This window comes from Joostella atrarenae, from assembly GCF_021764745.1.
Lineage (GTDB): Bacteria > Bacteroidota > Bacteroidia > Flavobacteriales > Flavobacteriaceae > Galbibacter > Galbibacter atrarenae.
The window spans coordinates 177,008-190,457 of the sequence record NZ_JAETXX010000002.1; the positions used below are offsets into that span (position 1 = coordinate 177,008).

At 32.7% G+C, this 13,450-nt stretch carries 13 protein-coding genes; 8 read left to right on the forward strand and 5 right to left on the reverse strand.

Features of this window, described 5'->3' with window-relative positions; translation table 11 throughout:
• Positions 1–181: 181 nt before the first annotated feature.
• The 5 genes from JM658_RS05420 to JM658_RS05440 all read left to right on the forward strand — a co-directional run bounded on the left by JM658_RS05420 (position 182) and on the right by JM658_RS05440 (position 6,858).
• Positions 182–1,180, forward strand: coding sequence for a metal-dependent hydrolase (locus JM658_RS05420; protein ID WP_236958226.1), 999 nt, complete (start codon positions 182–184; stop codon positions 1,178–1,180).
• A gap of 286 nt (positions 1,181–1,466) precedes the next feature.
• Positions 1,467–2,894, forward strand: a complete 1,428-nt coding sequence (locus tag JM658_RS05425; RefSeq protein WP_236958227.1) for a CotH kinase family protein — start codon at positions 1,467–1,469, stop codon at positions 2,892–2,894.
• Between the two features lie 283 nt (positions 2,895–3,177).
• Complete coding sequence (gene nhaA / locus JM658_RS05430; protein ID WP_236958228.1) at positions 3,178–4,497, forward strand: Na+/H+ antiporter NhaA; 1,320 nt, start codon at positions 3,178–3,180, stop codon at positions 4,495–4,497.
• Positions 4,498–4,759: 262 nt separating this feature from the next.
• Positions 4,760–5,704 carry a hypothetical protein gene (locus tag JM658_RS05435; RefSeq protein ID WP_236958229.1) on the forward strand — a complete coding sequence of 315 codons (945 nt, stop codon included), beginning with the start codon at positions 4,760–4,762 and terminating at the stop codon, positions 5,702–5,704.
• Positions 5,705–5,760: 56 nt separating this feature from the next.
• Entirely contained in the window at positions 5,761–6,858 is a 1,098-nt protein-coding gene (locus JM658_RS05440; RefSeq protein ID WP_236958230.1) for a BamA/TamA family outer membrane protein, read from the forward strand.
• 122 nt (positions 6,859–6,980) lie between these two features.
• On the opposite strand, the gene JM658_RS05445 is transcribed toward JM658_RS05440, so the two are convergent.
• From JM658_RS05445 to mnmE, 4 genes are all read right to left on the reverse strand, one after another.
• Positions 6,981–7,964, reverse strand: a complete 984-nt coding sequence (locus JM658_RS05445; protein ID WP_236958231.1) for a type II toxin-antitoxin system HipA family toxin — start codon at positions 7,962–7,964, stop codon at positions 6,981–6,983.
• Positions 7,965–7,969: 5 nt separating this feature from the next.
• Entirely contained in the window at positions 7,970–8,290 is a 321-nt protein-coding gene (locus JM658_RS05450) for a HipA N-terminal domain-containing protein (protein WP_236958232.1), read from the reverse strand.
• Between the two features lie 8 nt (positions 8,291–8,298).
• Positions 8,299–8,505 carry a helix-turn-helix domain-containing protein gene (locus JM658_RS05455; protein WP_236958233.1) on the reverse strand — a complete coding sequence of 69 codons (207 nt, stop codon included), beginning with the start codon at positions 8,503–8,505 and terminating at the stop codon, positions 8,299–8,301.
• A 282-nt stretch (positions 8,506–8,787) separates the two neighbouring features.
• Positions 8,788–10,212: a tRNA uridine-5-carboxymethylaminomethyl(34) synthesis GTPase MnmE gene (mnmE, locus tag JM658_RS05460; RefSeq protein ID WP_236958234.1), complete on the reverse strand. Its 1,425-nt coding sequence runs from the start codon at positions 10,210–10,212 to the stop codon at positions 8,788–8,790.
• A gap of 159 nt (positions 10,213–10,371) precedes the next feature.
• Here mnmE and JM658_RS05465 point away from each other — a divergent pair, with 159 nt between their 5' ends.
• The 3 genes from JM658_RS05465 (at position 10,372) to JM658_RS05475 (ending at position 12,182) form a co-directional block, all read left to right on the forward strand.
• Positions 10,372–10,857 carry a Dps family protein gene (locus JM658_RS05465; protein WP_236958468.1) on the forward strand — a complete coding sequence of 162 codons (486 nt, stop codon included), beginning with the start codon at positions 10,372–10,374 and terminating at the stop codon, positions 10,855–10,857.
• A gap of 26 nt (positions 10,858–10,883) precedes the next feature.
• Complete coding sequence (locus JM658_RS05470; RefSeq protein ID WP_236958235.1) at positions 10,884–11,777, forward strand: mechanosensitive ion channel family protein; 894 nt, start codon at positions 10,884–10,886, stop codon at positions 11,775–11,777.
• Positions 11,778–11,840: 63 nt separating this feature from the next.
• Positions 11,841–12,182 (forward strand): DUF4870 domain-containing protein, encoded by a 342-nt coding sequence (locus JM658_RS05475; protein WP_236958236.1) that lies wholly within the window; start codon positions 11,841–11,843, stop codon positions 12,180–12,182.
• A gap of 110 nt (positions 12,183–12,292) precedes the next feature.
• Here the strand turns inward: JM658_RS05475 and dnaN are convergent, their stop codons facing one another.
• On the reverse strand, positions 12,293–13,411 hold the full coding sequence (gene dnaN / locus JM658_RS05480) for a DNA polymerase III subunit beta (protein ID WP_236958237.1): 1,119 nt from the start codon (positions 13,409–13,411) through the stop codon (positions 12,293–12,295).
• Between the last annotated feature and the right edge of the window lie 39 nt (positions 13,412–13,450).

Below are 13,450 nucleotides of genomic sequence, written 5' to 3' on the forward strand. Positions count from 1 at the left end.
AAAAAGTTCAATAAGGTGCTTTAATTTGTAAACTTTAAAATATAATTTATTAATAATCAGTAAATTATATTATGAGCACCTATGGAGCAGCTACTAGCAACCAGTTATTCAGAATAAAACATACAATTTTAATACGCGCCACTATATTTTATAGTTTACAACAGTTATGTTTGTAAAAGATATGGATTCACTCACGCAAATAGTATTAGGAGCCGCCGTTGGTGAGGCTGTTCTCGGAAAGAAGATAGGCAATAAGGCTATGTTATATGGCGCTATTGCTGGTACTATTCCAGATTTCGATGTTTTGGCAAGTAATTTTACAGATACCGTAACAGCCTTAGAAATGCATCGTGGGTTTACACATTCTATTTTATTTTCTATCATTTTTGCTCCCATTTTCGGCTGGTTAGTTTCTAGGTACGAGTCCTATAAAGATTTTAAAGGGTGGAGTTTATTGTTTTTCTGGGGGTTTCTTACGCATCCACTTTTAGACGCATTTACCACTTGGGGAACGCAACTGTTTTGGCCTTTTGAGTATAGAGTCGCCTTTAAATCCATATTTGTAATTGATCCGCTGTATACCGTACCTTTTATAGGGTTCTTAGTACTTACAATGTTTCAGAAGAGAACCACAAAAAAACGTCGTTTTTATAATAAAATGGGACTCATTATAAGTACTAGTTACTTGGCACTCTCTTTACTTTTAAAATGGGTTTCTTATGCTAAATTTAAAGAAGCTTTAGCAGAGCAAAACATAAGTTATTCAGAAATAGACACACGTCCTTCGCCTTTAAATACCATTTTATGGAACACCAATGTAGCTACGGAAGATGCTTTTTTATTAGGAAGCTACTCTTTATTCGATTCGCAACCCATTACTTTTAATAGTCGTCCTAAAAACCATGAGTTGATTGCAACTATTATTGAAAAAGATAAAATGCAACGGATGATTAAGATCTCCAAAGGATGGTATAGCATTACAGAACACGAAAATGATTTGTTCTTTAATGACCTCCGTTTCGGATTGATGAGTATGGATCCCGATGCTCAAGATTTTGTATTTCAGTACAAAATAGAAACCGATCCCAATGGACGTTTAAAGTTCACAGAAACTGAAAAGGGAAGGGAAGATGCTCAGAAACTCATGAAAGAGCTGTGGATAAGAGTAAAAGGGAATTGATTCTCATAAAGTAATTAATAGAAATTCTTCAATTATTAGGGCTTATTTAAAAGTCAATTATAAGATTTTTTCAGTAGAATAAAACATATAATATATCGTATATACTACTTACGTGGTTGTTCTGTTTTAAGGGTTATTATACCAATTTCACATTGTTTCAAGACTTTTTTAAATGAAATTAAAGGAGGTTCGCTGAGAATATTACCTCTTTCGCTGAATATGTATTTTTTGTTTGGTTCTAATAGAGATATTTGATCCTATATAAACTTAAAAAAATTCAATAACAATGAAAAAAGCAAGCATATTATTTTTTATAGCAATGCAACTTGCCGTAGTTTTTTCTTGCTCTGATGATGATGTAGCAACAACAGAAGACGTAACGGAGGAAACAATAACAGAAGATGATTCAGATTTTGAAGCTTTAGATTGGACAGAAGCAACCCATAGTAATGATGCAGATCCTAATTTTGACGAAGTATTTGAGGATGAAGCTGTAAAACGAATAGATATCGTAATTACGGAAGAGCGTTGGCAGAGTATGTTAGACGATATGACAGCTACCTATGGTTCGTTTGGAAGTTCTTCTGGTGGCGGTCCTGGAGGTGGAGGAAATAGTTTGGTAACTACAGATGAAGATCCGATTTTTGTTCCTGCCGAAGTATTTTATAATGGGATAGAATGGTACCGTGTTGGAGTACGCTTTAAAGGAAATTCTAGTTTACAATCGAGCTGGTCTTCTGGAATCTTGAAACTATCTTTTAAGTTAGATTTTGATGAGTTTGAAGATGATTACCCACAAATTGATAATCAGCGTTTCTACGGATTTAAGAAATTGAGTTTGAAAAATAACTATAATGATAAATCTATGCTTAGAGAAAAGGTAGCTGCGGATGTATTTAGAGATGCAGGTTTAGCAGTTTCACATACAGCTTTTTATACTCTTTATGTAGATCATGGAGATGGACCAGAATATTTTGGAGTGTATACTATGGTTGAAGAGGTTGATGATACGGTAATAGATACGCAGTTCTCTGATGACGACGGGAATTTATATAAGCCAGATGGTGATGGTGCTAGTTTTGCTGAAGGGACTTTCTCTGAAGATGTATTTGTTAAGAAAACAAATGAAGACGAAGCAGATTTCTCTGATATAGAAGCTTTATTTGCAGCCTTACATGCCGATAATAGAACTACAGATCCAGCAGCATGGAGAGAAGAATTGGAGACCATTTTTTATACTGATACATTCTTGAAATATTTAGCAGTGAATACGGTGATTCAGAATTGGGATACGTATGGTAGAATGACGCATAATTATTTCCTTTATAATAACCCAGATACCGATAAATTGTCGTGGATTCCTTGGGATAACAATGAAGCCTTGCAACAAGGGAATAGAGAAGGAGCAGTGGCAATGGATTTCTCTGATGTTAGCAATTCTGAATGGCCATTAATTGGATACTTATATGAAGATGAGACATATAAAGCAAAGTATGATGCTTATGTTGAAGAAGCCATAGCTAATGAGTTTAATGTTAGTACAATACAATCTAAGTATTCTACATATTCTTCCTTAGTTGAGCCTTATGCAACAACAGAAGTTTCGGGATACACTTTCTTAAACTCTAGTTCCGATTTTCTAACCGCTATTAGCGAATTAAATAGACATGTTGAAGAACGTACTTCAACTGCAAATTCATATTTGAATAATTAAAGATTGGGTTCCCCCCTCAGAGGACTTTAATTTCTTATCACTTTATGATTGCTGTTATTTATTGAGAATTAAAGTTCTATGTAAAAAAGGTTGCCTGATAAGGGCAGCCTTTTTTATATATCTGAATTTTATTTTGAATTGAAACGACTAATTATCCTACATAGTTCTATTTTTTTTCGTCTGAAAAGCCTTATTTAACATGTGAAACTTATCCTAATTATATCGAAATGGGCTGTTAAAAAGGTATCTTTACAAAATAACAAAAACACAGAATATAAAGCCAATGAGCGAAGAAAAAAAGTATCCTATTGACAAAGTTACCTACCCAATTCAAAAATTTATTCAACAAGAAAAAGCAGGAGGGATCGTGCTTGGAATCAGCGTTATCATTGCACTGTTTTTGGCAAACTCCCCATGGTCGGATCAATATTTTGAATTTTTTCAACATAAAATAGGACTCCAGTTTAACGGAGAATCTTTTTTAAACTATAGTTTCATTCATTGGATTAACGATGGATTAATGGCCATTTTCTTTTTCGTACTTGGATTAGAATTGAAAAGAGAGATTGTAGGAGGAGAATTATCCAATCCAAGAAAAGCATTATTACCTATTGCAGCTGCATTTGGAGGAGTTGTTGTTCCTGCAATTATATATTTAATATTAAATCCCACAGGAGAAGTGAGTAGTGGATGGGGAATTCCAATGGCTACAGATATAGCTTTTGCTTTGGGGGTTTTATACCTCTTAGGGAGTAAGATTCCGTTATCATTGAAAATATTTTTAACAGCATTAGCGATCGTAGATGACCTGGTAGCTGTATTGGTAATCGCCTTTTTCTATACTTCAGAAATTTCATTTGTAAGCTTATCTATAGGATTAGGATTTGTTCTGATAATGTTTATCGGGAATAAAATGGGCGTACGAAGCATACTTTTCTATGCCTTTTTTGGAATTATAGGGGTGTGGATTGCTTTTTTACTTTCAGGAGTTCATGCAACTATTGCAGCGGTTCTTGCGGCATTTACAATTCCTGCAGATATGAGAATTGGGGAGAATGCATATATAGATAAGATTCAGCATTATCTAAAGAAATTTAAAGCCATGGATGCCAATGATGAAATCCCAACTCTAACTAATGAGCAGTTACATATTTTAGATAAAGCAAAAGAGGGAACAAAAGAAATCATTCCTCCATTACAGCGATTAGAGCATGCAATGCATCCATTTGTAACCTTTATTGTAATTCCGCTATTTGCCTTAGCTAATGCAGGAATTTCTTTATCAATAGATATCGAGCAGTTATTTAGTACAAACGTCGCAATGGGAGTTACATTAGGACTTCTATTAGGAAAAGTAATAGGTGTTGTGGGAGTTACATTATTATTAGTTAAACTTAAAGTAGCTCCTTTCCCCGAAGGAATGAATATTAGAAACCTCTTTGGAATAGGATTGTTAGCTGCAATTGGATTCACTATGTCTTTATTTATAACGTCGCTAGCATTCACGGAAGAAGTTTATATGACTCAAGCTAAAATCGGAATTTTTACAGCTTCATTAATAGGAGGTGTTTTAGGTTATATGCTATTAAACAAGAAAAATTAAGGTAAATACATATTTTTAGTTAGGCCAGAGGAATTTTATTTCTCTGGCTTTTTTATATAAAATTTTGAAGTGTTTTTATGAATTGTAGCTAAATGTTAAATATAATTGAAGGAGGAATTATATCTTTTTGTATTTTAGATTGATAAGTTTGTTTTTTTAATCCTAAAGTATGACTAGTTTAAAAGTTACTCTTCCCTCAAACTACGTTTTATTAGGAATAATTTTTATGTTTTCAATGCAGGTGTCAGCTCAAATTTCGCCAATGCATAAACGAGAACTAAAAGACAGTATAGGTAAAAAAGAATACCCCTATCTATTTCCCATTTTTGCAGAAAAAATACAAAGTATGGGGCATAGATTGCCCTTACCTTTTGGACTTATGTTTAATTATGTGCATCAACAAACACGTTTAGATATAACAAAATTAAAAGTAGGTTTTGGAGATTCTAATTTAGAGCAATTGGATTTTGTGGAATTTGATCCAGTCCAAAACACAGCAAACGTTTTTAATATTCGTGCCGATGCTTGGATCTTTCCTTTTTTAAACCTGTACGGAATTTATGCGCATTCTGAAGGGAATGCTAATATTGATATAAGGTTTCCAGTTAATTTAAATATTGCAACAACACCATCTGTAGATACCTATGGAGGTGGTATTGTTTTGGCATATGGAAGGAATAATTATTTTGGAGCTGCAAATTTAAACCTTTCGTCATCCCATACTTCAGCATTAGATGAGCCTGTTTTTGGGGTGGTGTCTTCATTGAGGGTTGGTAAGGTTTTCGATTTTTATAATTCAGATAATAGTATAAGTTTTAGTGTTGGAGCTCAAAATCAATATATAGAGCGTTTGTCTGCTGGTTCTTTAAAAATTAGTGATGGTTTTGCAACGCTCGATCCTGATAAGTTGGACGATATAAAGCAGCAAATTGGAGATTCAGCTCAAAATTGGTATGATGATTTATCTCGCCCCCAAAAGGTGGTTGTAGATAGATTGGTGGATTATATGGAAGATTGGTTGGATGGGAAAGATATTGGAGATACAGTAATTAGATACGAATTTGAAAAAGAAACTATAGGGGATTGGACCTTACAGCTTGGGGTACAATTTATGCAAGGGGACCATTATTGGTATCGATTAGAAGGTGGTTTTGGTAAAGGACGTACTCAATTGCTATTATCTTTTAATTACCGCTTTGGTCTGTAATTATGCTATTAAAAAACTATATACTTATATTATTCCTATTAATAGGAAGTTTTTCCTTGGCTCAAGACAAGGGTATAAAGAAATGGTTTAAAGAAAGGCAAGCTTTAAAAGCTCAAAAAATTGAAGCAGGAGAGCCTTTTTTATCACCTTTGTTAGGTCCTGGGTATACACCAGAGAATGGTTTTTTGATTGCAGGAGGAATGCTTTATACATTTAAAACAAATCCTAAGGACTCTTTAATTCAACGTTCATCGTTGCCTATCACAGCATTTATAAGTACGCGGGGTAATATAGGAGTGAATGTAAAGTTACAATCGTTTTGGAAAGAAGATCGCTTTCGCTTAAATGTTGTCGCCAAATATTCTGATGCAGACGATGATTATTTTGGTGTCGGAATGGAAGAGAACCAAAATATAGAAAAAGGCGATACTACATCTCTTTATCACCGCCATCAATGGTTTTTGGCTCCTGGATTTTTGTTTAGAATTATACCCAATTTATATCTCGGAGTAAACTTCAATTTAAATAAAACAAAGGTTACAGAAGTTAATCCGTTGATGGAACAAGATGCTAATTACCTACAGTTTGGTTCAGAAAATTTTAATAGCGCGACAGGTCTATCTCTAGCTTATGATAGTAGAGATATCACTGTAAATGCTTGGAAGGGAATGTATCTCCGCTTTGCTTCTCTTTTCTATGGAAGTTACCTCGGTAGTGATAATGATTATGAAACTTATGAGTTAGACTTTAGAACCTATCATCAAATTTATAGAGAAGGAAATGTTATTGCCACAAAGTTATATATGAGAGCAGCTTATGGAGATGTTCCTTATGAAGAACTGGGAAGAATTGGAGGAGGAGCGGCTTTACGTGGTTATATAAAAGGACAATATCGCGATAAAACAGCTATTTATTTTATGGCAGAATGGAGACATATGTTTTTAAAATCAGATGGCTCGTTAAGTAAGCATGGCCTAGCAACTTGGTTGGGAACAGGAACAGTTGCTCCTAGTTTGAGTGATGTTTCAGAATGGGTTCCAAATATAGGTGTTGGATATAGATTGGAAGTACAACCAAGAATGAACCTCAGAATAGATTTCGGAATCGGCCGAGAATCTTCAGGTCTTTATTTTGGTTTCAGTGAGGCTTTTTAAGAGGGGGAGTTGTTGTTCTGATTTATATGGTAGTATGAGAAAATATGGGGTCTTAATTAAGTAGCTTCCCTAAATTGTTTGTTTTTGATTACCTATGATCAATTATGACATCATAAAATTAATTATTTCCTTAATAGCTTTTTCCGTCTTGTTTGATAAGACTGGATGTAATTGCTTTTTGTTTTTTCATTGAGGTAAGAAACCTTAATGAGGTTTAATACTTTATCTTCATTAGTAATTACAGTATTAAATACCTTAGAAGCTTGCTTTTTAGAAATATTAGCTAATTCAGCTAATTTAAAAAATTGTTCTGTAATTTTTCCTTGTGCAATATTTAGGGGTAAAAGTCCATCCACAAGTGCAAAATCTCTATCCTCAATATGGATTCTACTATTTAATAGATCATAAGCTGGACTTAGTTTAAAATCTCCTTGTGGTGTTTCTATCAATGAAAAGTTTTTATAATGCGCATCTCCATTAGAAATTAAATAATTGAAAAGGATTACTTTGAATAATTTTATAGCCTCAATTTGATAGGCTGGAACATATTTTTTTAATAATTCGAATAATTCTAAATAGTTACCCAAATATTTATAGTTTTCACCATGAGTTTGTGGTGTTCTTTCTGCTAGTGAGGCAAAATCTTCTTGTGCTAACTTTTCACCGTTATCCAGAACATCAAATCGTTTTGTAATGTAAGCAGGATCTCCATTTTTAAAGAACATTAAAGCATTCTCTGCAATTTCTATATCAAACACCTGACTAGCAATTTGCATAGTTAAATGCTCATTAGCGGGCATCTGATCTGTATTTTTTCCTACATTGGGAATAGGTTTTAAAATATATAATCCTTGTTCATTTTTGTCTATTAATCTAATAAGGTTTTTATCTAGCGTTACAGAGAATTTTTCTTGAACTCCCGAGATCGATATTCGCTTTCTGTTATCTGTAAAAATAGAACTATCTATTGTACTTGATGGTGATTCGTAGGGGAGTAGTGGACTCACTTTTCTTCCGCAAAACATTTTTTTTAGGCACAGATTACTATAGGCATCATTACTTACCTTTAATGTTCCTGGGCAATATTTAATGATAGGTTTATTCATGCAGCTTAAACTTTTTTAATCTTAATAGCTCCTATGGTATCATTTTCTGCTACTGAAAGTAAAATACCAAAATAATCATCTGGATCTAATCGTAATTCATAACAAACCACTTCTTTGTTAGAACCTTCAGGAAGCATATTATAAAAAAAAGGGAATAGATGTTTTGATGTGTATTCTTGCTCATTTTTAGGAAGGGTTAAGCTAATAGCTGGTTTACTCGAATCGCTATACCAACTATCGCTGTAACAAAATTGGAAAGCTCCATCATTTTTTTGAATTAGTAATCCAGCTACTTCATCTTTATATAGTACTTCTGCTTGCCTCATTAATTATTCTATATTTTCTTAATTTGAAATGTTAATTCTAATCCAAGAGCATCTCCTAGTTTAGTTAAGGTTTGCACTGTTGGATTTCCTTTTCCACTTTCAAAAGATTTAAGCGTTCTTAATCCAACACCAGAGATATCAGAAAGCATTTCTTGAGTAACTTGTAGTGTTTCTCTTCGCTCTTTTATTATATAGATTAATTTGTCAAAGTGCATTATATGGCTCTTTTATTGTAAAAGTAATTAAATATATTTATAAAATCATAGAATAGTGCGATATATTACACTTTTCCAGTAGTTTTATTTATTGTGGGTCTTAAGGTTTATGATTAGTGTATCATATTACACTTTGGATTAGTAATGTTATAATGTTGGTTATATCATAATACTAATAAATAAAGTGATTCAGGAGTAACAGAACGTAAATACAATAAGTATAATTTCAATAAATTAAATATCAGTTAAAAGAAGGTAATGTGCGATTAAAAAAAACTACACTTACTTCCCGATACAAAAATTAGCGAAAATATTTCCTAATAGATCGTCTGTGGTTATTTCTCCTGTTATTTCTCCGAAATGGTAAAGTGCTTGTCTGATGTCGATAGCGAGAAGATCGCTGGAAATACCATTTGCCATTCCATCTTGTACGCGGTCTATTTCTTCTAGAGCTTTAAGTAGCGAGTCGTAATGACGAGAATTAGTAATTATGGTTTCATTGTTTCTTAATGCTCCTGTATTTACAAATTCTAGGAGTATATTTTTCAATTCTTCAACACCTATTCCTGTTTTTGCAGCAATAAGGAGTGCTTTAGTTTTTACATTAGCTGCAGCGATATCTTTTATTTCAGCAGCAATAAAATCTGTTAGATCCTTAGAAATAGTATCCGTTTTATTGGCGATAATCACTAATGGTTTTTGTGGGAATCTATTTTTTATCTTTTCGAGTTCTACTCTTATTTGAGAGATGTTTTCTCTATTATTAACAAGCTTAATACTGTCTATTATATAAATGACTACTTGCGCTTGCTCAATTTTTTCGAAGGTTTTTTTAATCCCGATACTTTCTACAACATCTTTAGTTTCTCTAATCCCAGCGGTATCAATAAATCTAAAACCAATTCCTCCAATACTTATTTCATCTTCAATTGTATCTCTTGTAGTTCCTGCGATATCACTTACAATAGCTCTTTCTTCATTTAAAAGGGCATTTAAAAGAGTGGATTTACCAACATTTGGCTCTCCTACAATAGCTACTGGAATTCCATTTTTAATAACGTTTCCAACGGCAAAAGAATCGATTAATCTTTTTAATACAAGCTGTATTTTGTTTAGGAGTTCTGTAAACTGGGTCCTATCTGCAAATTCTACATCTTCTTCAGCAAAATCTAACTCTAATTCTATTAAAGAAGCAAAATTTAATAACTCTTCTCGAAGCTTTTTTATTTCACTACTAAAACCACCACGCATTTGTTGCATTGCTATTTGGTGACTGGCTTCATTATCTGAGGCGATTAGATCTGCAACAGCTTCTGCTTGACTAAGGTCTAATTTGCCATTTAAAAAGGCTCTAAGTGTAAATTCTCCTGCATCTGCAACTCGGCATCCATTTCTTAAAAAGAGTTGTAATATTTCTTGCTGAATAAATGGAGATCCATGGCATGATATTTCTATGACATTTTCTCCAGTATATGAGTTTGGTCCTTTAAAAATAGAAACCAATACTTCGTCTAATACTTTATTACCATCTACTATATGTCCTAAGTGGATGGTATGGGTTTTCTGCTCCGATAGTTTTTTTCCTCGAATAGATTTAAATAAAGGTTCTACAATTGTAATTGCATCTTTACCTGAAACTCTTAAAACAGAAATGGCACCAGCTCCAGATGGAGTAGCCAACGCTATAATATTATCTTGGATTTTCATACACAGAATTTGCTGCAAAAATACAAATTGTAAATGAAGATAACTTGTAAATAAAAACTTATTAATATGCTTAACAAAGAGAGTTAAACCTTGTTAAAATATTGTAGTAAGCCTACATTATTTGTACCTTTAGAATATAATCTTAAAATTAAAACTATGATTAATTATTTAAATTTAGATAAAGATAAAACAGCAGATACAGTTAAAGAACTTAATACGCTTTTAGCGGATTATCATTTATATTACCAAAAGTTAAGAAATTTCCATTGGAATATATTTGGTAAAAATTTCTTTGATTTACATGAAAAATTTGAGGAACTTTATGATGATGCTAAATTAAAAGTTGATGAGATTGCAGAGCGTATTTTAACGCTAAGACACCAACCGGTTAGTAATCTATCTGATTATCTCAAAACTTCTAATGTTAAAGAATCCGATAGTGATAAAACGGATATGGAAATGATAGAAATCTTGTTAGAAGACCACGGTATCATTTTAAAACAAATGAGAAAAGTAGTGGAAACTGCTGGAAACGGTGGAGATGAAGGTACTATCGATTTAATTGGAGCATATATTAGAGAGTTAGAAAAAACTTCATGGATGCTAGATGCTTGGAGATTAAAAACTACAGGCGGATTAAAATAATATTATAATTAATTTCACGTAATTCTATGGAAGAGAGATTAGAATCTGCGTGGGATAAAATGTTAGAACAGTTAGGCTCATGGCTAGATGCAATAGTTGTGGGTCTTCCTAATGTTATATTGGCAATTGTAGTTTTTGCCGGTTCTTTTTTTATCTCACGATATGTTAACACATTAATGTTAAGACTCCTTGCAAAATCTTCAATGCAAGGAACTGTAAAAAAGGTTACTGCTAGACTTGTTTCTATAACTGTAATATTAGCGGGACTTTTTTTAGCACTTGGAATCCTTAATTTAAATAAAGTTCTTACTTCGCTCCTTGCTGGTGCTGGAGTTGCTGGTTTAGCTATTGGTTTAGCTTTACAAGGTACTTTAGCCAATACTTTCTCTGGAATCGTACTTTCTTTTGTGAAGTATGTAAAAATGGGCGATTGGATAGAAAGTAATGACTACACTGGAGAAGTTATAGATATCGACCTTAGAACGGTAACTATAAGACAGGCCGATAATAATATGGTTTGTATTCCCAATAAAATGGTGATTGAAAATCCTGTTAAAAACTATTCTGTAACCTCACAATCTCGAGTTATGCTTACTTGTGGTGTTGCGTATAATTCTGACCTTGAATTTGTGGAAGATTTAGTAAAGCAGACAATCGCAGATAAGTTCGATGCCGTAAAAAATAAAGATAATGTTATCTTTTTTTATACTGAATTTGGTGATAGCTCTATTAATTTTGAAACTCGTTTTTGGATAGACTCTACATCTGGATTACAAATTTCTAAAGCTAAAGGGACTGCAATTATTGCTATTAAAAAGGCTTTTGATGCGAATGATATTAATATTCCATTCCCAATCCGTACAATAGATTTTTCAAATAATTTATCGTTAAATAACGAGGGAGAAGAAAAAAATGAATAATTTCTTGTAACAAAAGTAATTTAGGCTCGTCTATATAGTATAACCATCAATCATAAAGAAATTATGCAACGAACAGACAGTCAATTATTAGTAGTTACCCATTTAAGTCAGTTATTAACTTATGTTACCGGATTTGGAGGACTTATAGCTCCGCTAATTCTTTGGTTATGTAATAAAGATAATGTGATCGATATGGATCAAAATGGAAAGAATATCATCAACTTCCAATTAAGTATTTTGATATATTCCATTTTAAGCATTCCATTAATTTTATTCTTTGGATTTGGAATCCTAACACTAATTGCAATAGGAATTATAGCTTTTATTTTTCCGATTATAAATGCAATAAAAGTAAGTAATGGAGAAGTGGCAAATTATCCACTAAGTCTACAGATTATAAAATAAGAATTGCGTAGGAGGGAGAACCCGAAAAATATAAAAACCCCGTGCTAAAATTAACACACAATTTAGACGGGGTTTAATTATATAAAATCATTAGCTCTTGCTATCTTCTTTTAGTTGTTAAGCATTACTGGCATAACAAGCATTGTAACATGTTCTCCTTCATCTAAACCATCAATAGGAGTTAAAATCCCTGCTCTATTTGGCAAGCTCATTTCCAAAGATACATTATCTGAAGTTAAATTGTTAAGCATTTCGTTTAGGAATCTAGAATTGAATCCAATTTCCATATCATCTCCTTGATAATCACAAGTAAGACGTTCTTCTGCTTTATTGCTATAATCAACATCTTCCGCAGAAATATTCAGCTCAGCACCTGCAATTTTTAAACGTATTTGATGTGTTGTTTTATTCGAAAATATAGAAACCCTTCTTACAGAACCAAAAAATTGAGAACGGTCTATTGTAAGTTTGTTTGGATTCTCTTTAGGAATTACTGCTTCATAGTTAGGGTACTTCCCATCGATTAATCTACAAACCAATTCGATATTATCAAAAGTAAATTTTGCATTACTCTCGTTATAATCTATAGTAACGTCACTTTCGTTTCCAGCTAAAATTCCTTTCAGTAAAGTTAAAGGCTTTTTAGGCATAATGAATTCTGCAACTTGACTTGCCGTAACATCATGACGTTGGTATTTTACTAATTTATGAGCATCTGTAGCAACAAAAGTTAAATTCTCAGGAGAGAATTGAAAGAATACTCCGCTCATTACTGGACGTAAATCATCATTTCCAGAAGCAAAGATTGTTTTACTAATAGCTGTTGCTAAAATATCTCCAAGAATAGTTGTAGAACTTGCATCTGCCAATTCTACAGAATTAGGAAATTCCGCTCCATCAGCATATGCTAACGCATATTTACCATGATTAGAGCTTATTTCTATAGTGTTATTATCTTCTATTACAAAAGTTAATGGCTGCTCAGGAAAAGTTTTTAACGTGTCTAGCAATAATTTTGCAGGCACCGCAACACTTCCTTCAGAATCTGAATCTACTTCTAGCACAGCACTCATCGTTGTCTCCAAATCTGATGCTGATACAGTAAGTTTATCTTGGTTTAATTCAAATAAAAAATTATCAAGAATTGGTAGTGTATTGCTATTATTAATAACGCCACCTAAGACTTGAAGTTGTTTTAATAAATATGAACTTGATACTATAAATTTCATTGAATTCTCAGTTTTCTAACACTTACAAAGATATCTTAA